Consider the following 23,415-nt stretch of genomic DNA (forward strand, 5'->3'; position numbering starts at 1 on the left):
CGGCCACAAGGATACCTGCCCTGCGGCTAGGCCTACTTAGGAACGAAACCGCCCGGCCGCCATGGTTAACAGCGGCAGGGCGGAGAAAAAGATGACGGCGCCAATCAGGCCTTGGCGGCGCGCAGCTCGTCGATCTTGGCACAGAGGTTCTTCAGCACGAAATATTCTTCCGTGGAAACCTTGCCCTCGTTGACTTCCTGCGTCCACTTCTCGAGCGGGATCTTGATTCCGAATTCCTTGTCGATCGCGAAGACGATATCGAGGAAGTCGAGGCTGTCGATACCGAGGTCGTCGATCGTATGGCTTTCCGGCTTGATCGTATCGCGATCGATCTCGCTGGTTTCTGCAATGATGTCGGCAACTTTATCGAATGTGGCGGTCACGCACTTACCTCTTGAAATGACGAGTTAACCCTCCTCATAGGCAAATCCATTTCAAAAAGCCAATGCTTTCCTCCCTCCCGGCACGCAATTTGCACGACCAGTGTTGCTTAAACAGCAAAGCACACGGGCGGCTTGCCGCACAGCGTGCTGGGTGAACTCACCCCTTCGCGATCAGAGCAGTACCAGGAAAAGAACCAGGGCGGTCCCCGCAAGGATCGAACAGCTGGCATAAAAGACCGAGACGCCATCCTCGATGTCGGCGACCGTTGCCGTTTCACGTCCGCTGCCGTTGATCATCGGCTCCATGACGACAACCCCGGAATAAACGCGTGGGCCAGCAAGTTGCACATTCAGCGCCCCCGCCATCGCCGCCTCCGGCCGGCCGGAATTGGGAGAGCGATGCAGGCCGCCGTCGCGGGCGGCAATACGCAGCGCTTCCCGGCAGGCGGCGCTCCCTCGCCGCAGCCAGGCCCCGGCCGCAATCAGGAAAATCGAAAGGCGCGCAGCCGGCCAGTTGGCAAAATCGTCCAACCGAGCAGCCGCCCAGCCGAAATCGGTATACCTGTCGGACTTGTGTCCGATCATCGAGTCCGCCGTGTTCAGCATCTTGTAGGCGAATAGGCCGGGTAAGCCAAAAACGGCGTACCACAGCGCTGGAGCAACCACGCCATCCGAGAAATTCTCGGCCAGGCTTTCGATTGCCGCACGGCAGACGGCGGGCTCGTCCAGTGTTTCCGGATCACGCCCGACAATCCGCGAAACAGCCAGCCGGCCGCCACTGATGCCTTCGGTTTTCAATCCGGCGGCAACGGCCTCCACATGATCGGCAAGGCTCTTCTGCGCCATGAAGACGGCAACGCAAACAACTTCAAGGAGGATCCCGATCAGGCCGAACAACGAGAAGAAGCGATGCAAGACGAAACCCGCAGCGGCACTGAGGATCAAAAGGCCGGCGATAGACCAGACGCCGTTGCGGCGCCGCACGCGCTTGTGAAGTTCCGTGCGATTGAACATCCGGTCGACTCGAGAGATCGCGTTCCCGAAGAGCGCAACGGGGTGCGGCATGCGCATCCACAGCGCATCTGGGTCCCCGACAATCCTGTCGAGCAGAAGCGCGAGAACCAGCACAAGAAGATTATGGTCAAATGTCATGATCTATAACTCTGCAGTGCATCAGATAGCCGTTGGTCGCCGGCCGCATCGGCGGCGAGACCGAAACGCAGCCAACGCGGCTGATAATCGAATTTGCGAACCAGAATGCGATGCTGGCATAGATGCCGGTGCAGCTCGGCGGCTTGCTCGTGATCGACGAGTGCAAAGAGGTGCGTTCCTCCGACAATGCTTAGACTGCCTTGCTCGAGAATCGTGCGTAGCGCATCGGCCCTCTCGGAGATCCGCAGCTGTATCGGGGCCAGATCCGATGCAAGGAGATCGGTTGCGATCGAAAGCGCGGGACCGGACACCGACCACGGCCCAAGCAGGTCTTCGAGTTGCGCCAGGATTTGCGGAGCGGCGACGGCAAATCCCAGGCGCAACCCTGCCAGCCCGAAGAACTTGCCAAAGGAACGAGAGACGAGAACATTCGGCAGCCGCGAGGCAAACGGCGCCAGGCTCATCTCGGGGCATGTATCGCCGAAGGCTTCATCCACAACGACGAAACCTCCTCTGGTCCTCATCTCTTCACTGAATACTACGACCTTCTCCGGAGCGTAGACGCGACCATCGGGGTTGTTCGGATTGACGATGACGACAATTGCGTGACCGGCTTTGACGTCATCCAGACCGGAGACCAGATCCACGGAATGGCCTGCCATCCGGAAGGCGCGCTCATATTCGCCGTAGGTCGGAGCCAGAATGGCAACCCGTCCGGCAACATCAAAGAGCCGCGGCAATAGCTGGATAACCGATTGCGTACCGGGAACAGGCAGCGGGAGGATGTCGCAGCTGCGATAATAGTCTCGCGCCGCCGCACGCGCGCGATCGATGAGATGCTTGTCGGGCAGGCGATGCCAGGCGCGCATTGGGATAGCCGGCAGTGATACCGGGCACGGGTTGATACCCGTCGAAAGGTCAAGCCACTGCTCTGCCTCGCCGCCGTACATTGCGGCGGCAGCCGTGATGCCACCTCCATGAACAATCGGGGCGTTCATCTTGCCCCCTCGGCAAGGTCGATCAGATGCATGTAGGACCCTGCGATCTGCCCGCGCTGGAGCCCGGCTTGTCCAAGGTCATTGCCCAACGCGTCCGTCACCTGGAAGAGACGATCGGCTTCACCCTCGGAAACCACGGCCGAATAATGAAACTCATGCGCGGTCATAGGCAGCTCAAAATAGGCGCCGTTCAATGGCTTCACGCGGCGATAACCCAGGTGGCGTTTGCGCTCCTCGTAGCTGGTCACCACAGGCAAGAGGCCGAGCATCTCATGACGGACGCTGGCCCCGTCGATCAGCCCTTCGCCGAGAACCATGTATCCGCCGCACTCCCCGTAGATGCGCACGCCCCTGTTGGCGGCGTCGAGCACTTTGGCCCGGAAATTGGCGGCCGCCGCAATACGTCCGGGGTGGAGCTCCGGATAGCCGCCCGGAAGATAGATCGCATCTGCCGCCGGATCCGGCGCCTCGTCCGCAAGCGGCGAGAAGAACGAGATTTCTGCACCGCGCCGACGCCAACCAAGCAGCATGTGCTCGTAGGAGAAGGCAAAGGCGATGTCGCGCGCCACTGCTATCCTGCTGCCGAGCGGCGGCAACCGAGGAATGTTGGCAGTGGACGGGCGATTGAGCCCCTGGCGCGCAATGCGCAGCAGGAACTCGAAATTGCATTCGTCGGACACCGCATCGGCAGCATGCTCGATGAAGCTTTCAAGCATATCATGCTCTCCCGCCAGGACGAGGCCGAGATGCCTCTCGGGAAGAGCGATGTCATTGTCACGGCGGACGACGGCAACAATCGGCATGCGGATCTCATCGAGCGCCTTGCGCAGCATCATCTCGTGGCGTTCGCCGCCAACCTTATTGAGAATGACGCCGGCGACGCGAACATCCGCGCGAAAACCCGCAAATCCCGTTACCAGTGCAGCCACCGACTGCGACATGTGCGACGCATCGACGACAAGCACGACGGAAAGACCAAGCATGGCAGCAAGGTCGGCCGCAGTACCCTTCCCGTCGGTCGCGCCGTCGAAAAGCCCCATCATCGCCTCGATAACGAGGACGCGGTCGCCAGAGCGATGCAGGGTCGCATTGGCGGCGATCAATTCCGCGCGCATCGCCCATGGATCGAAGTTGAGGCAGGCAACGCCGCTGGCCGCCGCATGAAAGGCCGGATCGATATAGTCAGGCCCCGCCTTGCCGGGCGCTACCGCAATGCCGCGCTTACGAAGCGCACGCAGCAGGCCCAGAGTCACCGTAGTCTTCCCCGATCCGGAGGACGGGGCCGCAATCAGCAAACCGCTCATGCCGTCTCCCTGCTGTTCGAGTCCTGGAATGGATCGGGGCGCAGCCTGCGTCCTGCAAGCGCCCCCAGCCAATCGAGCGACGGCCTCAGCCGGACAACCTCCCCGACCACCACGATCGCCGGCGGTTCGAGGCCGGAGGCTGCAACAGCGGCCGGCGCCTCATCGAGCGTGGTTTCTAGCACCTGTTGGAGGCCGGTCGATGCGTTGCAGACGAAGGCAACCGGTTCCGATGGCGATCGCCCAGCGGCGACGAGCTTCTTGCTGATCTGATCGATATGCTTCATCGCCATATACATGACGATAACAGGCGAGCCCTTGCCGATGGCTTCCCAATTGATCGCATCCGGTACGATGCCCGAGGAATCGTGTCCCGTCAGGAACGTCACCGCATGGTTGACATCCCTGTGCGTGACGGGAATGCCAGCATAGGCCAGCCCGCCGATACCCGCGGTAATGCCCGGTACGATACGGAACGGGACATTGTGCTCGACTAGCGTCAACGCCTCCTCGCCACCGCGCCCGAAGACGAAGGGATCGCCGCCCTTGAGGCGCAGGACGCGCTTGCCTGCGTGGGCGAGTTCGACCAGCCGCAGGGAAATGTCGCGCTGCTTGGCGGACGGCTTGCCGCCACGCTTTCCAGCATATTCCAACAAGGCGTCGGGTCGTGCAAGCTTCAGGCAATCGACGTTCACGAGCGCATCGTGAACCACGACATCCGCCTCCGCCAATCCCTTGACGGCAAGAAGCGTCAGCAATCCGGGCTCGCCTGGGCCCGCACCAACAAGCCAAACGCTGCCCGGCTCAAGAGCCGGCAGATGTGAAAACGCAGCTTCGATCATTGGCATGATCTATGCCCCGTCGCAGGCAAGGTCAACGCCGCTGATCGCGCTCGAGACAGATGTGAAAGGCACACGTCCTCCAACCATTCCGTCTCCTCTTGCGGCAAGAAAGGTTTCACGCCCAGCCGACGTGCGACCGGGCGAAGTTCTCACCCACGCAGAAGCGTGTCGCGTATGAGACTGATCACCTTTTCGGACTCGATGCCGGTGCAGACGACCTGGCTCGGCAGGCCGTCCCAATCGCCCGGCGGGAAGCGGCGGCCGTCCGGTTTCACGATTGTCTGCCCATCGGCAATGCCGCCGCAGACGACGCGCACCGGGCCGCTGATTGTCGAGAACCGCTCGGGTGCGATTAAGTAGACGCAGGCACAGCTGTCGTGAACCATCATGCCGTCTTCGACTGCGTGCTTGTAGAAGTCGATGTAGTCCTGTGAAAGATCGTTCAACAGCTTTACGGCGCTGTCGCCCTTGGCCGCGACGTCGGCAAGATAGCCGCGGCTCATCGTCGTGATCGCGGTCACGTCGAGGCCAATGACGGCAACCTTCCAGGGCGCGGTCAGGACGATGTTGGCCGCTTCCGGATCCCCATGGATGTTGGCTTCCGCGACCGGCGACACGTTGCCCGGAACGTAGAAGTTGCCGCCCATGATGACGACGTCCTTCACGAGGCCCGCAATCTCCGGATCTTCCTTGAGCGCCATCGCCAGGTTGGTCATGCGACCGACGGCAACCAGTCTGACCTCGCCCGGGTGGGCGCGGACGGTATCGATGATGAAGCGGTGAGCGGGACGCGAATCGAGCGGCAGATCGATCGTTTCGGGCACTTCGATGTTGCCGAGGCCGTTCTCGCCGTGCACGAAGGTCGGCCATGCCCCCTCTGTGCGCGCTGGATCGATCGTCACGCTGGCGCCCTTGGCGACCGGAGCGGGAATGTTCCACTCACGCTTCAGGAACAGCGCGTTGCGCGTCGTCGTCTCCACCGACGCGTTGCCGAATACGGTGGTGATTCCAAGCAGATCGATCTCGGGATGGCGGTGCAGAAAAAGCAGAGCCATTGCATCATCGACGCCCGGATCCGTGTCATAAATGACCTTGTGCATGAGTGTGCCTCTTTTCGTTATTGTCGCAGGGCAGCCGGACGGCGCCGCGAAGTCGGCGGCCACCATAGCGTCCACTATTCTTTCTGCAACAGGGCGCACGCGATCGCAGCGGTGGCGCGTCGTGACTTGGTCTTCGGAACGACGAGTTCCGCATGCGGCCCAATCGCCGCCAACGCAGCCGATTCGGCAACCCCGTGACACCCCACTCGGGCGAAGACGACTGCCGAAGGATTTTTCAGCCGCGGCGTTTCTTCCTCGAGCCGTGCCGGAGCGAAGAGCAAGAACGGCACGCCAAGGCGGCGCGCTGCTGCAAGGATCGCGGGCTCATTGCATCGCGTATCGATCGACGCAACGGCCGCCAGCTCACCGGGGTCGATACCCGCCGCCGTCAACGCCGCGCTGGCAAGCTCGCTCACCTCGTTTTCAGGCGTTCCGCGCTCGCAGCCGAGACCGAGCACGTACCGGCGCGTCCCATCGAATACAATTTCGGTCACATGCGACAATGAAACCCGCCCCTGTGTTCCTCAAGCCATTGCAGCACGGGGCTGGAAATGCAACATGCGCCGCGTACCACATTCCAGAGTTCTCCCTCCTTGTCTGACCTTGCCCCTCATCTGCTATTCATGCTGGCTGCAGCTGGCTTTTTCGCCGGCTTCGTCGATTCCATCGCGGGCGGCGGTGGCCTGATCACGGTCCCGGCGATGCTGATTGCCGGTATTCCTCCGCTGCAAACGCTGGGCTCCAACAAGGTGCAATCCGTATTCGGGGCAGCTTCCGCCACGATCGCCTATGCCCGAAAGGGACACGTGCATCTGCGCACGCAATTGCCGATGGCCTTGATGGCAGTCCTCGGCGGCTCTCTCGGCGCCGCCTTGGCAACGGTCGTTCCGGGCGAAGTGCTGCGCGCGGTCATGCCGATCCTGCTTGTGGCAATCGCTCTCTATTTTGCCTTGAAGCCGAACCTGAATGATGTCGACAAGCATCGCCGCATGACGCCCTTCGTCTTCGGCCTGACGCTGGTTCCGGCAATCGGATTCTACGATGGCGTCTTTGGTCCTGGTGCCGGCTCCTTCTTCATGCTGTCCTTCGTATCCCTTGCCGGCTTCGGCATGTTGAAGGCAACGGCGCACACCAAGCTTCTGAACCTCGGCTCGAATATCGGCGCGCTCATCGTCTTCATTTCCTTCGGTGCGATCCTTTGGAAGATCGGCTTGATGATGGGCGTCTGCCAATTTCTGGGGGCGCAGCTCGGCTCCCGGCTTGCTATGCGCACCGGCGCCCGCCTGATCAAGCCGCTGCTCGTCATCGTCTGCGTCGCCTTCACGATCAAGCTTCTGGCCGACCCGGCCAATCCCATCCGTATCTGGCTTGAAATCTGACGCCGCGTCCGATTACCTCCGGCGTAATTGATGAGGCGCCGGCGCTTCTCCATGATCGCGATGTCTGGACGAACCAGGCGCCAACAGGAGATGATCTGATGACCGATGCGAACACCGAAGCCCAGCGCTACATCGCGATCTGGAACGAGACGGATGCGACCCGCCGCACCGCCTTGATCGCGGAAAGCTGGCATGAAGCGGCAACCTATATCGATCCCTTGATGCGCGGCGAAGGCCATGAGCAGATCAACGCACTTGTTGAAGCCGTGCATGCGCGCTTCCCGGGTTTCCGGTTCGAACTCGTCGGCACCGCCGATGGCTACGGCGACAACCTGCGCTTCTCGTGGGATCTCGGACCGACGGGCGGGGAACACCTCATCAAGGGCACCGATTTCGCGGTGCTCGAAGGTGGACGACTGAAATCCGTGCACGGCTTCATCGACCAACTCCCGGAAGCCGCATGATGATGACGCCCGCCCGCTCCCTTGGGGACTATCTGCGCGACTGGCGGCAGAAGCGCCGAATGAGCCAGCTCGCCCTCGCCTTGGAGGCCGAAATCTCGCAGAGACATCTGAGTTTCATCGAGAGCGGGCGGTCGATCCCAAGCCGCGACATGCTGCTGCATCTGGTCGAACGGCTCGGCGTGCCGCTCAGGGATCGCAATCCGCTGCTGCTGGCCGCAGGTTTTGCGCCGCTGTTTTCCGAGCGTTCGCTCGACGATCCGACCCTTCGACCGGCGCGGCAGGCAGTCGACATGATCCTCAAGGGACACGAGCCCTACCCCGCCCTTGCGATCGACCGGCACTGGACATTGATTGCCGCCAATGACGCGATCGCCCCGCTTCTTGAGGGCGTCAGGGATCGCGCTTTGCGGAAAGGGCCAATCAACGTTCTCCGCCTCAGCCTGCATCCCGATGGGCTGGCGCCGAAGATTGTCAATCTGCCGGAATGGCGCGCACATCTCCTCGAGCGGCTGCACCAACAGATTTCGGCCACGGGAGATCCGATTCTCGGCGAACTGCTGAAGGAATTGTCCGCCTACCCGCTAAGCGGTGGCCGGCCGGAGACGAGCAGGAAAGCCGACTATGCCGGCATCGCCGTGCCGCTCGAACTGGAAACGGAAGCAGGCCTGCTCTCTTTCCTTTCGACAACCACTGTTTTCGGCACGCCCGTGGACGTCACCCTTTCCGAACTTGCGATCGAATCCTTTTTCCCCGCGAACGAGCAAACGGCAAGACTTCTCGCAACAACGGCACAGGCGAGCGGCTAGAACAAGGCGAGCAAGAGCGCCCCGCCGGCAATCAGGCTTACGCCGAGCCAGTTCATGAGATTGAGCTTTTCACCGAGAAAGACGACGCCGAAAACCGCGACAAGAACGATGGAAAGCTTGTCGATCGGCGCGACGCGTGCGGCATCGCCGATCTTCAGTGCGCGGAAATAGGCAAGCCACGAGGCGCCCGTCGCGGCCCCTGAAAGGCAAAGGAAAAGCCAGGTCTTGCCTGAAATGCTGGAGAAGGGCTGCCATTGCCCGGTTGCCACAACAATGGCGCTGATGATGAAGACGATAACGACAGTGCGGATCAGCGTGGCGAGATCGGAATTGATGCCGACGACGCCGATCTTTGCAAAGATCGCCGTCAACGCAGCAAACGCCGCCGAAAGCACCGCCCAGAAAATCCAACTCTGTGTCATCAGAACTCCACGCCGGGCTGTCCCTTGATGCCGGAACGGAACGGATGCTTGACCAGCTCCATCTCGGTGACGAGATCGGCGATCTCGATCAGCTCATCCTTGGCGTTGCGCCCGGTCAGGACGACGTGGGTCATATACGGCTTCTCGTTCTTCAGGAACTCGACCACTTCGTTGATATCGAGGTAGTCGTAGCGTAACGCTATATTGATCTCGTCGAGGAGCACCATCGAATTCCGTTCGTCGCGGATCAGTTCTTTCGCCTTCTCCCAGGCTGCACCAGCCGCAGCCACATCGCGAGCGCGATCCTGCGTCTCCCAGGTGAAGCCCTCGCCCATGGTGTGGAACTGGCAGATGTCGGAGAAGTGCTTTTCGATCAGGTCGCGCTCGCCGGTCCACATCGCGCCCTTGATGAACTGAACGACGGCAGACGGCTTTCTGTGCGCGATATGCCGGAAAATCATCCCGAACGCGGAGGACGACTTGCCCTTGCCCTTGCCGGTATGGACGATGATGAGGCCCTTTTCGTCCGTCTTCGTCGCCATGATCTTGTCGCGGGCGGCCTTCTTCTTCGCCATCTTCTCGGCGTGGCGCGCGTCGTCGTGGCCAGCGGTTTCGGTATTTTCGGCGGTCATCTCAATTCTCCCCGGATGCAAGCTTGAATGTGTCTGAAAGGTCGAAGCGCGCGGAATTGCTGCGCGGCGTCCAGAGATGGCGATCGATGGCCTCGAGCAGCCGCTCCTTGATATCCTCGAAGGCGGCTGGGTTCTTCTCGATCATGAACTCGCGCACCTTCGGATCAACCACGAAGGCCTGGTAGACGGCTTCGAAATGATGATTGCCCACAGCGCCCGTCGTTGCCGCAAAGGCAAAGAGGTAGTCGACGGTCGCGGCGATCTCGAAAGCGCCCTTGTAGCCATGGCGCATGACGCCGACGATCCACTTCGGATTGACGACACGGCCGCGCACGACACGCCCGATCTCCTCTTCCAAAGACCGGATCACCGGCTTCTCGGGCCTGGAGTGATCGTTATGGTAGATCGCTGGCCGATCACCCGCGAGCATTTCGGCCGCAGCCGCCATACCGCCCTCGAACTGGTAATAATCGTCGCTATCAAGAAGGTCGTGCTCGCGATTGTCCTGGTTCTGCACGACCGCCTGGATCGAGCGCAGGCGCTCTTCGAAGACGCCACGCTCTGCCCGGCCCTCTTCGCCGGCGCCATAAGCGTAGCTTCCCCACACGAGATAGGCTTCAGCGAGATCGGCCCGGCTTTCCCATCCCTTCTCGTCGATCAATGCCTGCAAGCCGGCACCGTAGGCGCCTGGCTTCGAGCCGAAAACGCGATAGCCGGCCCGACGGCTTGCTTGGGCCGGGTCCAGTCCGGCCGCTTCAAGCCGTGCAGCCTCGCCGCGCATGCGCTGCGCAATCGGGTTGTCGGTAGCATCTTCTTCCAGCGCCCCGACGGCACGGATTGCCTTGTCGAACAGTGCAATCTGTTCCGGAAAGGCATCCCGGAAGAAGCCTGAGATACGCAGCGTCACATCGACACGCGGATGCCGTAGCAATGCGGGCGGGATGATTTCATAGCCGGTGACGCGCCGCGAGGTCATGTCCCACACCGGCTTCACGCCGATTAAGGCCAGAGCCTGGGCGATGTCATCGCCGCCCGTGCGCATGTTCGAGGTGCCCCAGGCGGTCAGGCCGAAGGAGACCGGCCATTCGCCGTGATCCTGCACGTAACGGCGGATCACGAGTTCAGCGGACTTCTTCCCGAGCTCGTAGGCCGCCGGCGTCGGCACGGCACGGCTGTCGACCGAGTAGAAATTCCGCCCTGTCGGCAGCACATCGGGACGTCCTCGCGTGGGCGCACCTGACGGACCGGGCGGCACGAAGCGCCCATCGAGCCCGCGGAGTAGACCTTCGATCTCCGCCGTCCCACAGGCGAGAATGGCTGGCCTGAGCCGCATCTCGATCTCCGCGAGAACGGCGCGCGTCGCTGCCCAGTCCTCCGGGCAGGTGAACTCAGCTGCCACCAGCTTTGCGGCAAGAAGTTCGATCCGCTCGACTGTATCGCCGTTCGTTCGCCAGACAGCGTCCGTGATGCCCACGAGAAAATCCGGATGCGGTCCAGCCCAGGCCTCGGCCATATCGCAATCGAGCGGGTCGAACGCCAAGTCGAGATCCGCGGCAATCGCACGCTGAAGGCTACGGTCACCTCCCTGTCCGAGCCCGCGCGGAACCCGGGCCAGCGCGACCGTCAGATCCGTCAGCAACCGTCCCTGCGGCGAGACGCCGAAAACATGCAGGCCGTCGCGGATCTGCATCTCCTTGAGATCGCAGAGATAGGCGTCGAGCTTCTTCAAAGCCTCCGTCTCGCTCTCACCCTTGTCAATGCCGGCATCGCGATCGAGGCCGATGTCGGCCACGAGATCGAGGATCTGCTTGCTGAGAAGCCGGATGCGGCGCGGATCACCGCCCGACGCCTCGTAGTATTCGTCGACCAGCGCTTCCAGATCCTTGAGCGGCCCGTAGCTCTCGGCACGCGTCAGCGGCGGCGTCAGATGATCGATGATCACGGCGCCGGCGCGACGCTTGGCTTGCGTCCCCTCGCCGGGATCGTTGACGATGAAGGGATAAAGATGCGGCATGGGGCCGAGGACAGCTTCGGGGTAGCATTCCACTGACAAAGCCAGCGCCTTGCCCGGCAGCCATTCCAGATTGCCGTGCTTGCCCATGTGAATAACGGCGTGGGCACCGAATTCGTGGCGAAGGAAAGCGTAAAAGGCAAGATAGCCATGCGGTGGCACGAGATCCGGGGAATGGTAGCTTTCCTTTGGATCGACGTTGTAGCCGCGCGCCGGCTGGATGCCGACCAGCAGCTCACCAAGACGCATGAACGGCAGCGCAAAAGCGCCCTCCACGACATAGGGATCGGCCTCGGGTGCGCCCCAACGCCCACAGATTTCATCCTGAATCTTTTTGGGAAGACTTCCGAAGAAAGCCTTGTATCGACTCACTGAAAGCGATTCGCGAACAAGCTTCCCATCCTGTCCTGAACTTGTCGGCCCTTCCATCAGGCGTCGTATCAGCGCATCGCCATCATCGGGAATATCCGCGACTGGATAGCCGGCGCCACCCATTGCCTTCAGCACCTCGACGGTGCCGGCGGGCGTGTCCAACCCGACGCCGTTACCGAGTCTGCCATCGCGGTTCGGATAGTTCGCCATGACAAGAGCGATGTGTCTCTTGCCGACGGGTGTCGTCCGCAGATTGGCCCAGTTGGCTGCAAGCCGCGCTGTATAGCGCATCCGCTCGATATCCGGCTCGCTGCTGACAATATTGGCCTCGACGCGCGCGTCGTAGCGCGATGCCGACTTGAACGAAACCGCTCGGGCAAGCACCCGTCCGTCAACCTCCGGCAGCGCAACATTCATTCCAAGGTCGCGTGCGGAGAGCCCCTGCGAGGACGCGGCCCAAGCTTGGCGCGACGACGCCGAAAAGATCGCCTGAAGCACCACCGCGTCGTTCGCCTCGAGCACGGTCTGCTCGCGATCCGCACCAGGCGCAGACACGGCAAAGCCTGTCGTATTGATCACCACCTCGGGCTTGATGGCGTTAAAAACACTTTCGAGAATGCCCTTCGAGACAGGATCCTTGAGGCTGTAAGCAAACACCGGCAGCGGCCGGATGCCTTCAGCCAGCAGCGTATCGATCAAGGCTTCGACAGGCTTGGTCTCTCCGCTTTGCACGAGCGCGCGATAGAAGCTGACCGCGACCACAGGCGTTTGTGACACTCCCTGTACGAAGCGCACCCGTTCGTCGCACGCCGACCTCCACTCTTCGACGCCGACGACGCCCTTGCCCGGCCACCAGATCCCAGCCTTCATCAGCGGCGATGCCGCCTCCGGCTTTTCAGTTCCCGAGAGCATCGCACCGGCATAGTCCAGAAACGCCCGCGAATTGGCATCGCCGCCTTCGATGAGATAGGCCCAAAGGGCGTTCAGGTCTTCAAGCGGTACATTCGAAAATGGTGTCAACCCCGCATCGGACTTCGAATCTCCGGGCAGCACGGCGATGAACGCGCCAGATCGAGCTGCCGCCGTATGGAGGGCCTCCAGCGCATAGTGGAAGTAGCTGGCGCCACCCAGCGCCCTCACGACGATCAGCTTGGAGTGGCGGGCCGTCCGCTCGATATAGGCATCGACCGACATTGGATGCTTCAGGCTCATCAGGCTTGCCAGCCGCAGCGAGAAGCCGGCCGACGGTTCGTCATAAGCGGCGGCTATCGCGGCAAGCTCGGTATCGGCAGCCGACAGGAACAGGACATCGCCGGGCGATTGACCGAGATCGATCGCCTCCTCGGCGTCACTGATTGTTCCCTGCTGTGCCAGAAGCAGATGCATCGGTCTTGCCTTATGCCAGCGCTTCGATCGCCTTGCGCACCGCCGCTTCGTCCATCTCGTGCAAGCCGATGACGACAAGACGGGTGCCGCGTGCTTCGCCCGGCGCCCAGGCGCGATCGAAATAGTGGTCGATCCGGCTGCCGACCGCCTGCAACTGCAGGCGCATCGGCTTGCCGGGAACATCGACGAAGCCCTTGAGCCGCAGCACGTCATGTTCGCCGATGATGCCCCTCAGCGCATCCACGAAGGCTGCCGGATCGGCAACAGGACCAAGCTCGACCACGAAGCTGTCGAACTCGTCATGATCGTGCGGCACGCCGTCCTCGTGTTCGAGTTCATGGTGGGACTTGCGATTGACCACATCGTCTTCCGTACCGACGCCGAGCCCGAGCAGCACGCTTGCCGGAACCTCGCCATTGCGCGCCTCGATCATGACAGGCTTGCGAGCGATACGGGAAGCAACCTCATCGCGCACGCGACCAAGGCCGGCGGTGTCGAGAAGGTCGGTCTTGTTGAGTACGATCAGATCGGCGCAGGTCAGCTGGTCCTCGAAAAGCTCCTCGATCGGGCTCTCATGGTCGAGCGACTCGTCTTCGACCCGACGAGCCTCGACGGCATCGTGATCGTCCGCGAAGCGGCCTGCGGCAACGGCGGCGCTGTCGACAACGGTAACGACGCCATCGACGGTGACCTGCGTGCGGATATCAGGCCAGTTGAACGCCGCAACGAGCGGCTGCGGCAGCGCGAGACCGGATGTTTCAATAACGATATGGTCGGGGCGCTGTTCGCGCTCCAGAAGCTTGGTCATCGTCGGAATGAAGTCGTCGGCAACCGTGCAGCAGATGCAGCCATTGGTGAGCTCGATGATGTCATCCTCGGTGCAGTTCTCTGCGCCGCAGCCCTTGAGCACGTCGCCGTCGACGCCGAGATCGCCGAATTCGTTGATGATAAGCGCGATCTTCTTACCGTTGGCATTGGAGAGCAGATTGCGGATCATCGTCGTCTTGCCGGCGCCGAGGAAACCCGTGATCACGGTCGCCGGAATTTTCTGCTGGTTCATGAAATTCAACCCTTCATCTTCAACGGCAGTCCAGCCGCGATAAAATACACATCCACGGCCTCGGCCGCGATCATTTGATGCAGACGGCCGGCATGGTCCCGAAACTCCCGCGCCATGCGGTTTTCCGGCACGATACCGAGACCGACCTCATTGGAAACGATGACGAGACGGGCTTGTGCCGTCGGCAGATACGCCACAAGCGAGGCAAATTCCGCCCCTATGTCGCGGTCTTCCATCATCAGATTGGTGATCCAAAGCGTCAGGCAATCCACCAAAACTGCCCGCTTCTCGCCATCGATCGCCCGCAGGCAGCCGACAAGATCCAGCGGCTCTTCATGGGTATGCCAGAGATCGCCGCGATCGGCTTTGTGCTTGTCGATCCGGGCGCGCATCTCGTCGTCCCAAGCCCGACCCGTCGCCACGTAATGGTGCTCCAGGCCGCTCGAGACGACCAGTTGCTCGGCAAAACGCGATTTGCCCGAGCGCGCGCCGCCCAGGATGAAAGTCGCGCCTGATGATATCGGGCTCATGGAAAACGCTGACCGATCTTCGGAAGCCTTCCGCGAGAGACCGGAACGACTGCGGAGCGCAGCCGGCAAATCTGTCTTTCAGCCATGACAACCTCCGTGCTGGCAGCGGGCATCACCCAGGAATGGGCTTTTCGCCCGGCACAGTTGGCAGGTCTCCTGGCTCGCGGGTCTTGGCCGCGATCGGGGCAAACCGGAAACCGGTCGCCCCAGATCGTGCCAGCGGATCTTCCTCGCCTTCCCGGCTGCATTTCATGAAAAGGCGGACGATTCGTAGACGTAAGAGGCGTCCTGCCCCGGTTGATCATGATGCACTGCCAGTGACTTTTCCGTCGCCACTTTCGCACAGCCCGCCTGCACCCTTGCAGGCTGTCAGCCACGCGAAACCAACGCCGGACGGAAAACCCTGACCGCTCTACAGTCGCGGGGTCGACTATGATGACGGTGCCCGAATTGGGTCCACCGCTTCACATTCCCTTTTCATCCGCACCGATTCAACCGGTCCGGAACCATCCGTTATGGCGTCATCGTTAGGCAAGGCCACTCCTGAAGTCAATCAAAAGCCGTCGCTCCTAAGATTGCCGTCATCGCCGCGAAACGCTGTCAAGTCGACCTACTCTACAAGATTTATCGTCTTTTATCAGTGGCTTACGTCATAAATAATTATTGTCCGCGCCGGTCTTTTGCCGCAATTGCATCGCAAGCGGGTCGCGCCACTGATTTGCCCCTCCCTTCCTCGCACTTGAACGCGCCTGCGCCCGCCTAGTTTTCCTGCCATGCTCCTCAAAATCGATATTCGCCGCTTCGGTCCGTTTCATACCCTTCTCGATATCGGGCGGATGCGCGCCCTGCTGCGCCGCAGCGAGATGGGGATGGTCATCGCCGGCGCGATCGTCGGTGTCATATCGGGTTTGGCGGTGACCGGTATGGGTCTCATTTCCCGCGAAATGCACAGCCTGATCTTCGGAATCAGCGACGTCGAGAGACTGAGTTCGTCGCAGATCGACAACAAGCTGCTGTTGCTGACGGCGCCGGTCTGCGGCGGCATTCTCCTGGGTCTGTTGCTGTTCGTGCTTGCCAAGACCCGCAAGAAGCCGATGGTGGACCCGATCGAGGCGAACGCACTGCATGGCGGTCGGCTATCTCTCACCGATAGCATTCTGGTCGCAGTCCAAAATCTTATTTCTAATGGTTTCGGGGCCTCCGTCGGCCTGGAAGCCGGCTACACGCAACTGGCGGCCGGACTGGCCTCGAAGCTCGGGCTGAAGCTGCAGCTTCGCCGCTCGGACCTGCGCGTTCTCGTTGGGTGCGGCGCAGCGGGTGCGATTGCCGCTGCCTTCAATGCCCCGCTGACCGGCGCATTCTACGCCTTCGAGCTCATCATCGGCTCGTACACCATCGTCTCGCTAACGCCGGTTGTGGTTTCTGCGCTGGTTTCGACGCTGGTGGCTCGGCTGCTCGGTGGCAGCGATTTCCTGATCGACGTTGGCGAATTCGGTACGGTCATGCCGGCTGATTACGTCCCGGCTCTCCTGCTCGGCGCATTCTGTGCGGGTGTCGGTATCATGATCATGCAGGGCGTTGCCTGGATCGAGGAATTGGCTCGCCGGAGTTCGATCGCGACGCCGCTGCGCCCTGCCCTTGGCGGCATCGTCGTTGGCCTCCTCGCGCTGATCACACCGCAGGTGCTGTCGGCAGGACATGGCGCGCTCCACCTCAACCTCGGGCGCGACGTCGCGATTCCGGTGCTCGTGGGCCTGTTCCTCCTGAAAGCCTTCGCCTCCGCGATCTCGATCGGTTCGGGCTTCAGAGGCGGTCTGTTCTTCGCGTCGCTGTTCATGGGCGCGCTGGTAGGCAAGTTCTTCGCCTATTCCGCCCCCTACTTCGCTCACGCTACGCTGACACCGGTCATCTACGCGGTCGTCGGCATGAGTTCGCTTGCGGTCGCCGTCATCGGCGGGCCGCTGACGATGACGTTCCTTGCTCTCGAAATTACCGGCGACTTTCCGATCACGGCGCTTGTGCTGGCGTCGGTCATCACCTCCTCGCTCGTCGTCCGCAGCACCTTCGGCTACTCCTTCGCAACATGGCGCTTCCACCTGCGCGGCGAGAGCATTCGCAGCGCGCACGATGTCGGCTGGATCCGCAACCTAACGGTTGACCGGCTGATGCGCGCCGATGTGAAGACCGCCAATGCCGCTCTCTCGATCGATGAGTTCAAGGAACGCTTCCCCATCGGCTCGGCGCAGCGGGTCGTCCTGGTCGATGGTACCGGCAAGTACAGCGGCCTCGTGCTCGTTCCGGAGATTTACGCGAACCTGACCGATACCGACGAAACCGGCAAGGATCTCAGCGAATTCATCCGCTACAAGAACGATTTCCTGCAGCCGCAGATGAACGCCAAGCAGGCAGCCGCCATCTTCGACAAGACCGAAAGCGAAGCGCTCGCCGTCGTCAACAATCTGATTGAGCGCAAGGTTGTCGGCCAGTTGAGCGAGGCGCATACGCTGCGCCGTTACAGCGAAGAACTCGATCGCCGCCGCCGCGAAATATCCGGCGAGATCTAGCCGAGAAGTTCGTCCAGCCAGCGCCGGTCAAGACAGGCTTCCAGCTCGGCCGCAACGTCGTCCAGGGCTTTCTCGACGCCGGCACGATAGTCATTCGTGTCGCCCGAAAGGCCAAAGCTGCGCAGCAAGCGAGAACGGTAGATGTCGCTGGCGAACAGCCCATGCAGATAGGTTCCCGCAATTCGGCCGTCTGCCGATACCGCGCCATCCGGCCTGCCATCGACGATCGCGAACGGCCGGCCACAGTCTTCGCCGGAGGTGATACCGAGATGGATCTGGTAGCCGGAAAGCGGGGACCCGTCCTCCACTGCTGTCGCAACACTGTTGCGGACGGTCTTTTCAGGCGCCATCTCCGTCTCGACGTCAAGCAGCCCGAGGCCCGCCATATCCACCGCATGTCCCTCGATGCCCAGGGGATCATGGACCTTGCGCCCGAGCATCTGATAGCCGCCGCAAATCCCGATCACCCGACCACCCCGCTTCACATGGGCCAGTATGTCGGCATCCCAACCCTGCGCACGCATATCAGCCAGGTCTGATATCGTTGATTTCGAACCGGGCAAGATCACCAGCCGCGCGTCCGCAGGCAGCCGCTCGCCCGCGCGGACGAAAACCAAATCGACATCCGGCTCCGCCTTCAAGGGGTCGAGATCGTCGAAATTTGCGATGCGGGTAAAGACCGGCACGGCGACCTTGAGTGCCCCCGTGCCGCCGCGTGCGAGGCGTTCCAACGCCACCGAGTCCTCGGCCGGCAGACGCGAAGCGTGCTTGAGCCACGGCACGACACCGAAGCATGGCCATCCGGTGAAGCGGCGCACCGCATCGATACCCGTATCAAAGAGCGAGACGTCGCCACGGAACTTGTTGATGAGGTAGCCGGATATCATTGCCCGGTCGCCCTCGGAGAGGATCGTATGCGTCCCAACCAGCGAGGCGATCACGCCCCCGCGGTCAATATCGCCGACAAGCACGACAGGCACACCGGCACGGGTGGCAAATCCCATATTGGCGATATCGCCGGCCCTGAGATTTATTTCGGCGGGCGAACCTGCGCCTTCCACGATCACAAGATCCGCTCCGGCCGAAACGGCCGAAAAGCTCTGCATCACGTAGTCGAGGAGCGCTGGCTTGAGTTTCTGATAGTCCCGTCCCTTGGCCTGCCCCCAGACCTTGCCCTGAACGATGATCTGGCTGCCGTATTCGGATTGCGGTTTGAGCAATACAGGATTCATGTGCACCGAGGACGGCACACGCGCGGCAAGCGACTGCAGCCATTGCGCCCGGCCGATCTCGCCGCCGTCGTCGGCGACCGCGGCATTGTTCGACATGTTCTGCGGTTTGAAGGGACGGACCGAAAGGCCACGATTGGCAGCAAGACGGCAAAGCCCCGCGACAAGAACGGTCTTGCCGACATCGGAGCCGGTCCCTTGCAGCATGATGGCCTTGGTCATTGTCACGGAACTCCGGAGAACCCGACCCCGGCCTACAACGGCCTCTCTGCCGTGGTCAATCGCAAGCGCCGAAAATGCGAAGGCCACGTCACCCGCTTAGGGTAGCGCGGCCTGCCGAAATACGCTGGCGCATTCGCCCATACACGGCGAAGCTCACGTTCTCCGGGACGCATTACCTGATCCGGAGAAGCGGCGGTGTCCCCCGCCACGGAAGAACAGATAGCGCCACATTGTTACCGGACGGTTAGCAACTCCCTAAGCAAAGATGAATTTCGGCATTTTCCGGCTTTGGGACGCTCGTGGTAACCTTTTGGTGGGGCTGGCAATACGTTTTCAAATCAGACGCTTAGACTTCACGCCTCATGCACAGAAGAACGATTGATTTCCACAGCCGAACGCGTAGGCTGCCATTCCAAGGCATCAAGACGAGCGCCACAGCAATAGCCGGACAAACAGGATAAAGATCTCCGCAAGACGCGGAACGCCTAGTTGTGGCGGGGCAGCAAGAATGGGAAGGCAAATGAGATCTCTCTGCACGTCGATCCTGCTCGCCGCAGGAATCTGTGCGGCCGCTACGACTGCGCAGGCTGCCGAATGCGGCAACGTCACCATCGCTGAAATGAAGTGGGCTTCGGCGGGTATTGCGGCCAACTTCGACAGGTTCATTCTTGAGAAGGGTTATGGCTGCTCTGTCAAAATCGTCCCGGGCGACACGATGCCGACCTTCCTGTCGATGAACGAGAACGGTGAGCCGGATATCGCTTCGGAGTTCTGGATCAATTCCGTCCGCACAGAACTCGACGGTGCGGTCAAGGAGGGCAGGCTGATCCTGGCGGCGGAAATCCTTTCGGAGGGAGCTGTCGAAGGCTGGTGGATACCCAAATTCGTCGCCGACGCTAACCCCAATATCCGCAGCGTACAGGATGCGCTCAAGCATCCGGAACTCTTCCCCGCGCCGGGAAATGCATCGCAGGGCGCCGTCTTTAGTTGCCCCGTCGGCTGGAGCTGTCAGATTTCGACATCCAACCTGTTCCGCGCGCTGGACGCCGAGAAGAGCGGGTTTCAGTTGATCGAAACCGGCAGCCCACAGGACCTTGATGATTCTATCGCAAACGCCTTCCAGAAAAAGGAGGGCTGGCTTGGCTATTACTGGGCACCCACGGCCGTCCTCGGCAAATACGACATGACGCGCCTGAGCTTCGGCGTGGGTCATGACAAGGCAGAATGGGATAAGTGCACATCTGTCCCCGGCTGCGCGCGGCCGCAGGTGAATTCCTATCCCGTCTCACGGGCCTTTACGATTGTCACCAAAGCCTTCGCCGACCGTGCCGGACCGGCCATGGATTACCTGAAGCTCCGCTCGTGGGACAATACGACAATCAACGAAGTGCTCGCCTGGCAGGATGACAACCACAAGAGCAACGAGGAAGCCACCGTCTACTTCCTCCAGAACTACGCCGCGCTATGGACCAAATGGGTTCCTGCCGATGTCGCGCAAAAGGTCAAGGCCGGGCTCTAGGAAGAGCAAAGCAATCGCTCACCAGACGGTGCAATATTCTTCGATTGGTCAGCGCAGGATTCGCGCAAGAGTGAGCGGGCAAAAGGAGCAGCCGTCTTCTGACGGTATCGGTTTCCTGTAAGCGGCGGCACACAATCGTGCCAAGCTGCTTGCCCAGACGAAGAGAAAAAAGATGACATCCGCCCCGTTTCCCGACCGCGACACAATCGCCTCGAAGCTTGCCAGCCTGGAGGAGCAGGAAAAATCCTACGTCTCCCTGCTGATGGAAAATGCGGCACAGGACGAGAACGTCATCAATGGTCTTCACCGTCACCTGAACAATGCCGCGAGCGCGCCATTCCTGAATACGCTGAAACTCGAGAGCCTTGGGAAATGGATTGGCGGCGCAGCGCCGGCCCGCCTGCAGATACGCCTCATGGAGGCTGCGAAATCAAGCCAGCACCCGGCCTATGCGGCGTTCCGGAGTGGGCTTTCGCGTTCCGGCGGGCTGGAAAGGGCCTACCCGCCGGCGGTGATCTGACGCCGTCTTACCTGGTGGCCGCGCGACCGACCGAACGACCTGCATCCTGAGTCGCGTTTACGGCATTTGCCGTGTCGCGACCGATGCCGCGGATTGTGTTTCCACACGAAGAAAGCACGAGCAGAATTGCGAGGGCGGAGCCGATCTTGGCCATTGTCGTCATTGCGAAATCCTTCTTTTCAATCGTCCACGCGCGGGTGACTCCGCGCGCATTAAACCCCAGAGGAAGAAAAGAGGTCCGTACTAAGTTGTCAAGCCGCTACGGCCTTGGCTTTTTCCGCAAAGGCAAAGCGGATGCTATCGGCTACCGCCCGCATCGGGTTGTTCATCTGTGACGCAGTGAGCAGCCTGATGTCGAAGGAACCGAGTTCGGGTAGCCCCTCCTGCACGCCGAGAATTGTCATCTCATCAGTGACATAGGAGCGCGGCAGGGGCGCGATCGCGAGGTCGGAAACGACGGCCGCTCGCTGGGCCATGGTGTGACCGCTAAGAAAAGCGACACGATAGCCGCGCTTCATTCGCTCAAGCTGAGACAGTGCCTCAGAGCGCCAAATGCAGCCATCCTCCCAGATCGAGATCGGCAGCGGATCGCGGCGGTGCGCCGTACCACATTTGGCACCGGCCCATACAAGCCTCTCGCGGAAGACGATCTCCCCATCCGTCGGCAGCGGACGCGTCGCGCAATTGATCAGTGCCAGGTCCAGGCGCTGCTCTTCCATGCGCTTCTTGAGGCCGATGCTCATGTCAATGGTGACATCGACCATGATGCTCGGGAAACTCTCTGCGAAGCTTTTCAGGATATTCGGCAGCAGCCGTTCGCCGATATCTTCAGGCGCGCCGAGCCGCACCACGCCGCTCAGCTCGGGCATGATGAACCGCGAGACGGCCTCGTTCGACAGAGCGAGGATGTTGCGCGCGTAGGAGAGCAGCACTTCGCCATGCTGGGTCAGACTGACCGATCGCGCATCACGCAGAAACAGCGTGGCGCCGAGTTGCTCTTCCAGCTTCTTGATCTGCATGGATACCGCCGACGGCGTCCGATAGACGGCTTCCGCGGCCGTGGAAAAATTGCCGGTCTCTGCAATGGCAACGAAGGTGCGCAGCACGTCGTTGTCAAGCAAAGGAATGGGACGGCGAAAGGGAATGCTCATCGTCACATCTTTCAATTTTTCTGAATTTGACTTCCATATCATTTTGTTTGATTGAAAGTCAACCCGACAATACCCTTGGTGCATAGCGGCTAGTACTGATGAAAGGAGGCCGCGATGAACACGCTCATTGTAATCTTCGACATCTTCTACGCATTCAGATCTCGTCAGATCTCACGTCAGACACGCAATCGCACACGAGATCAGTTGGCTCGGCTGCCGAGGCATCTCGCTGATGACCTCGACCTACAGGCACTAGGTATGACCGTCCCTCGCTGAAGATGCGAGCGCCGCCACCGGCTTCAAAGACGCATCGAAAGGTTCTAATATACGCTCCGGGCGCGGCGACGGAGCGTAAGGACGATCGCGATGAACGATGCGTGTTTCCAAGGCGATATCCCTGCAGCATACGATCGGTATCTGGTGCCGATCCTGTTTGACCCTTATGCCGCCGATCTGGCGCAGCGCCTGGCATCGGTTCATCCGCACCGCGTTCTCGAAGTCGCAGCAGGGTCCGGGGCCCTCACGCGCGCGATATCGTCGGCGCTTCCGGACGCCCAAATCATCGCCACCGATTTGAACCAGGCGATGCTGGATGTCGCCGCATTGAGACATTCTGGCGGGCATATCGCATGGCGACAGGCTGACGCGTTGAGCCTGCCCTTTCCCGATCAGATCTTTGACACCGTCACATGCCAGTTCGGTGTCATGTTCTTTCCCGATAAGCAACGCGCCTACCGCGAAATCCTCCGCGTGCTCAAGCCGCAAGGGACCTTTCTCTTCAGCACCTGGGACTCCCTCGAGAGCAACGCCTTCGCAAAGGTCATGATGACTGAGACGGATGCATTGTTTCCAGAAGATCCGCTGGACTTCTTCCGGCGAACGCCGCACAGCTATTTTGATGCCGAGGCGATCCTCTCGGAACTCAAACGGGCCGGATTCGAGTCGGCCGCTTTCACCAAGGTCGAAAAAACTGCCCATGCGTCCTCGGCAAGGGACGCCGCAACCGCCTTCTGCAAGGGCAGTCCGCTCCGCATGGAAATCGAAGCCCGCAACCCGAAATTCGACGTCGTGGCACGAGTCACGGCGGCTCTCGAGCAGGCTTTCGGCAATGGTCCGATCGAAGGGCCGATGTCAGCGCTGGTGTTCACCGCCGAGGCGCCACGGTAGATATCACGCGCACGGCAGCCGCTCGTTGTGCCGACGCGCGAAGGCGCGCACCAAAACACGGCTCGTCCGACAATGCCTCGAATTGTCGGAACATCCGATGCAAGGAGGCGTTCCTTCTGGGCAACGCACGCTTTGCTTTGTCGTTGCGCTGACTGCGTTTCCCTCAACTGCAGTCGCAGAGGCCCGGCGCTGTCCGAAGCAGCAC

The 23,415-nt window shown here is 61.1% G+C and carries 22 protein-coding genes and 1 riboswitch; of the genes, 7 read left to right on the forward strand and 15 right to left on the reverse strand.

All coding sequences use genetic code 11. The features are described 5' to 3' along the window. Positions 1-104: 104 nt before the first annotated feature. From AS026_RS19390 to AS026_RS19420, 7 genes are all read right to left on the reverse strand, one after another. Positions 105-383, reverse strand: a complete 279-nt coding sequence (locus AS026_RS19390) for an acyl carrier protein (protein WP_007533215.1) — start codon at positions 381-383, stop codon at positions 105-107. A gap of 171 nt (positions 384-554) precedes the next feature. After that, the gene (gene cbiB / locus AS026_RS19395; protein WP_062371155.1) at positions 555-1,535 is read right to left on the reverse strand and encodes an adenosylcobinamide-phosphate synthase CbiB; all 981 of its coding nucleotides are present in this window, start codon (positions 1,533-1,535) and stop codon (positions 555-557) included. Beyond that, the gene (gene cobD, locus AS026_RS19400) at positions 1,532-2,533 is read right to left on the reverse strand and encodes a threonine-phosphate decarboxylase CobD (RefSeq protein ID WP_025660702.1); all 1,002 of its coding nucleotides are present in this window, start codon (positions 2,531-2,533) and stop codon (positions 1,532-1,534) included. The genes cbiB and cobD overlap by 4 nt, the downstream gene beginning before the upstream one ends. Then, on the reverse strand, positions 2,530-3,837 hold the full coding sequence (locus AS026_RS19405; RefSeq protein ID WP_062371156.1) for a cobyrinic acid a,c-diamide synthase CobB: 1,308 nt from the start codon (positions 3,835-3,837) through the stop codon (positions 2,530-2,532). The genes cobD and AS026_RS19405 overlap by 4 nt, the downstream gene beginning before the upstream one ends. Beyond that, on the reverse strand, positions 3,834-4,676 hold the full coding sequence (gene cobA, locus AS026_RS19410) for a uroporphyrinogen-III C-methyltransferase (protein WP_025660704.1): 843 nt from the start codon (positions 4,674-4,676) through the stop codon (positions 3,834-3,836). Before cobA ends, AS026_RS19405 begins: the two co-directional genes overlap by 4 nt. A 149-nt stretch (positions 4,677-4,825) precedes the next feature. Then, a complete protein-coding gene (locus AS026_RS19415) occupies positions 4,826-5,776 on the reverse strand; it encodes a nucleoside hydrolase (RefSeq protein ID WP_062371214.1) in 951 nt (316 codons plus the stop codon). A 74-nt stretch (positions 5,777-5,850) separates the two neighbouring features. Continuing rightward, positions 5,851-6,270: a cobalamin biosynthesis protein gene (locus AS026_RS19420; RefSeq protein ID WP_018854717.1), complete on the reverse strand. Its 420-nt coding sequence runs from the start codon at positions 6,268-6,270 to the stop codon at positions 5,851-5,853. Between the two features lie 99 nt (positions 6,271-6,369). Here AS026_RS19420 and AS026_RS19425 point away from each other — a divergent pair, with 99 nt between their 5' ends. The 3 genes from AS026_RS19425 to AS026_RS19435 all read left to right on the forward strand — a co-directional run bounded on the left by AS026_RS19425 (position 6,370) and on the right by AS026_RS19435 (position 8,425). Further along, positions 6,370-7,155, forward strand: coding sequence for a TSUP family transporter (locus tag AS026_RS19425; RefSeq protein ID WP_025660706.1), 786 nt, complete (start codon positions 6,370-6,372; stop codon positions 7,153-7,155). A 98-nt stretch (positions 7,156-7,253) separates the two neighbouring features. Continuing rightward, a complete protein-coding gene (locus AS026_RS19430; RefSeq protein ID WP_062371159.1) occupies positions 7,254-7,619 on the forward strand; it encodes a nuclear transport factor 2 family protein in 366 nt (121 codons plus the stop codon). A gap of 2 nt (positions 7,620-7,621) precedes the next feature. Continuing rightward, complete coding sequence (locus tag AS026_RS19435; RefSeq protein ID WP_205634480.1) at positions 7,622-8,425, forward strand: helix-turn-helix domain-containing protein; 804 nt, start codon at positions 7,622-7,624, stop codon at positions 8,423-8,425. Here AS026_RS19435 and AS026_RS19440 read toward each other — a convergent pair. From AS026_RS19440 to cobU, 5 genes are read right to left on the reverse strand one after another with little or no spacing between them, the layout of a single operon-like run. Continuing rightward, positions 8,422-8,847 (reverse strand): EamA family transporter, encoded by a 426-nt coding sequence (locus AS026_RS19440; RefSeq protein ID WP_025660709.1) that lies wholly within the window; start codon positions 8,845-8,847, stop codon positions 8,422-8,424. The genes AS026_RS19435 and AS026_RS19440 overlap by 4 nt on opposite strands. Continuing rightward, entirely contained in the window at positions 8,847-9,479 is a 633-nt protein-coding gene (gene cobO / locus AS026_RS19445; protein WP_062371161.1) for a cob(I)yrinic acid a,c-diamide adenosyltransferase, read from the reverse strand. The genes AS026_RS19440 and cobO overlap by 1 nt, the downstream gene beginning before the upstream one ends. A gap of 1 nt (position 9,480) precedes the next feature. Further along, complete coding sequence (cobN, locus tag AS026_RS19450; protein ID WP_062371163.1) at positions 9,481-13,248, reverse strand: cobaltochelatase subunit CobN; 3,768 nt, start codon at positions 13,246-13,248, stop codon at positions 9,481-9,483. Positions 13,249-13,258: 10 nt separating this feature from the next. Next, complete coding sequence (gene cobW / locus AS026_RS19455) at positions 13,259-14,308, reverse strand: cobalamin biosynthesis protein CobW (protein ID WP_062371218.1); 1,050 nt, start codon at positions 14,306-14,308, stop codon at positions 13,259-13,261. Positions 14,309-14,313: 5 nt separating this feature from the next. Then, positions 14,314-14,838, reverse strand: a complete 525-nt coding sequence (gene cobU, locus AS026_RS19460; RefSeq protein ID WP_025660713.1) for a bifunctional adenosylcobinamide kinase/adenosylcobinamide-phosphate guanylyltransferase — start codon at positions 14,836-14,838, stop codon at positions 14,314-14,316. A gap of 129 nt (positions 14,839-14,967) precedes the next feature. Further along, positions 14,968-15,364, reverse strand: a riboswitch (cobalamin riboswitch). A 247-nt stretch (positions 15,365-15,611) separates the two neighbouring features. On the opposite strand from cobU, the gene AS026_RS19465 reads away from it, so the two are divergent. Beyond that, on the forward strand, positions 15,612-17,402 hold the full coding sequence (locus AS026_RS19465; protein ID WP_062371165.1) for a chloride channel protein: 1,791 nt from the start codon (positions 15,612-15,614) through the stop codon (positions 17,400-17,402). Here AS026_RS19465 and AS026_RS19470 read toward each other — a convergent pair. Then, entirely contained in the window at positions 17,399-18,853 is a 1,455-nt protein-coding gene (locus tag AS026_RS19470; RefSeq protein WP_062371167.1) for a cobyric acid synthase, read from the reverse strand. The genes AS026_RS19465 and AS026_RS19470 overlap by 4 nt on opposite strands. A gap of 520 nt (positions 18,854-19,373) precedes the next feature. On the opposite strand from AS026_RS19470, the gene AS026_RS19475 reads away from it, so the two are divergent. Beyond that, complete coding sequence (locus tag AS026_RS19475) at positions 19,374-20,372, forward strand: glycine betaine ABC transporter substrate-binding protein (RefSeq protein WP_062371170.1); 999 nt, start codon at positions 19,374-19,376, stop codon at positions 20,370-20,372. A 172-nt stretch (positions 20,373-20,544) separates the two neighbouring features. After that, positions 20,545-20,892: a hypothetical protein gene (locus tag AS026_RS19480; RefSeq protein WP_025660717.1), complete on the forward strand. Its 348-nt coding sequence runs from the start codon at positions 20,545-20,547 to the stop codon at positions 20,890-20,892. 7 nt (positions 20,893-20,899) lie between these two features. Here the strand turns inward: AS026_RS19480 and AS026_RS43470 are convergent, their stop codons facing one another. Together AS026_RS43470 and AS026_RS19490 are read right to left on the reverse strand one after the other, a co-directional pair. Continuing rightward, on the reverse strand, positions 20,900-21,055 hold the full coding sequence (locus tag AS026_RS43470; protein ID WP_007788385.1) for an entericidin domain-containing protein: 156 nt from the start codon (positions 21,053-21,055) through the stop codon (positions 20,900-20,902). 88 nt (positions 21,056-21,143) lie between these two features. Next, positions 21,144-22,085 (reverse strand): LysR family transcriptional regulator, encoded by a 942-nt coding sequence (locus tag AS026_RS19490; protein WP_025660718.1) that lies wholly within the window; start codon positions 22,083-22,085, stop codon positions 21,144-21,146. Positions 22,086-22,409: 324 nt separating this feature from the next. On the opposite strand from AS026_RS19490, the gene AS026_RS19495 reads away from it, so the two are divergent. Next, entirely contained in the window at positions 22,410-23,210 is an 801-nt protein-coding gene (locus AS026_RS19495; protein ID WP_062371172.1) for a class I SAM-dependent methyltransferase, read from the forward strand. Positions 23,211-23,415: the final 205 nt, after the last annotated feature.

This window comes from Rhizobium altiplani, from assembly GCF_001542405.1.
Classification (GTDB): domain Bacteria; phylum Pseudomonadota; class Alphaproteobacteria; order Rhizobiales; family Rhizobiaceae; genus Rhizobium; species Rhizobium altiplani.

What these genes read in the sequence shown, in the direction of transcription:
- cbiB (WP_062371155.1), bottom strand. Translation starts at nt 1,535, where the DNA reads ATGACATTTGACCATAATCTTCTTGTGCTGGTTCTCGCGCTTCTGCTC.
- AS026_RS43470 (WP_007788385.1), bottom strand. Translation starts at nt 21,055, where the DNA reads ATGACGACAATGGCCAAGATCGGCTCCGCCCTCGCAATTCTGCTCGTG.
- AS026_RS19475 (WP_062371170.1), top strand. Translation starts at nt 19,374, where the DNA reads ATGAGATCTCTCTGCACGTCGATCCTGCTCGCCGCAGGAATCTGTGCG.
- AS026_RS19480 (WP_025660717.1), top strand. Translation starts at nt 20,545, where the DNA reads ATGACATCCGCCCCGTTTCCCGACCGCGACACAATCGCCTCGAAGCTT.
- AS026_RS19490 (WP_025660718.1), bottom strand. Translation starts at nt 22,085, where the DNA reads ATGATATGGAAGTCAAATTCAGAAAAATTGAAAGATGTGACGATGAGC.
- AS026_RS19405 (WP_062371156.1), bottom strand. Translation starts at nt 3,837, where the DNA reads ATGAGCGGTTTGCTGATTGCGGCCCCGTCCTCCGGATCGGGGAAGACT.
- cobU (WP_025660713.1), bottom strand. Translation starts at nt 14,838, where the DNA reads ATGAGCCCGATATCATCAGGCGCGACTTTCATCCTGGGCGGCGCGCGC.
- AS026_RS19430 (WP_062371159.1), top strand. Translation starts at nt 7,254, where the DNA reads ATGACCGATGCGAACACCGAAGCCCAGCGCTACATCGCGATCTGGAAC.
- cobN (WP_062371163.1), bottom strand. Translation starts at nt 13,248, where the DNA reads ATGCATCTGCTTCTGGCACAGCAGGGAACAATCAGTGACGCCGAGGAG.
- AS026_RS19465 (WP_062371165.1), top strand. Translation starts at nt 15,612, where the DNA reads ATGCTCCTCAAAATCGATATTCGCCGCTTCGGTCCGTTTCATACCCTT.
- cobO (WP_062371161.1), bottom strand. Translation starts at nt 9,479, where the DNA reads ATGACCGCCGAAAATACCGAAACCGCTGGCCACGACGACGCGCGCCAC.
- AS026_RS19470 (WP_062371167.1), bottom strand. Translation starts at nt 18,853, where the DNA reads ATGACCAAGGCCATCATGCTGCAAGGGACCGGCTCCGATGTCGGCAAG.
- cobA (WP_025660704.1), bottom strand. Translation starts at nt 4,676, where the DNA reads ATGATCGAAGCTGCGTTTTCACATCTGCCGGCTCTTGAGCCGGGCAGC.
- cobD (WP_025660702.1), bottom strand. Translation starts at nt 2,533, where the DNA reads ATGAACGCCCCGATTGTTCATGGAGGTGGCATCACGGCTGCCGCCGCA.
- AS026_RS19440 (WP_025660709.1), bottom strand. Translation starts at nt 8,847, where the DNA reads ATGACACAGAGTTGGATTTTCTGGGCGGTGCTTTCGGCGGCGTTTGCT.
- AS026_RS19435 (WP_205634480.1), top strand. Translation starts at nt 7,622, where the DNA reads ATGACGCCCGCCCGCTCCCTTGGGGACTATCTGCGCGACTGGCGGCAG.
- cobW (WP_062371218.1), bottom strand. Translation starts at nt 14,308, where the DNA reads ATGAACCAGCAGAAAATTCCGGCGACCGTGATCACGGGTTTCCTCGGC.
- AS026_RS19495 (WP_062371172.1), top strand. Translation starts at nt 22,410, where the DNA reads ATGAACGATGCGTGTTTCCAAGGCGATATCCCTGCAGCATACGATCGG.
- AS026_RS19415 (WP_062371214.1), bottom strand. Translation starts at nt 5,776, where the DNA reads ATGCACAAGGTCATTTATGACACGGATCCGGGCGTCGATGATGCAATG.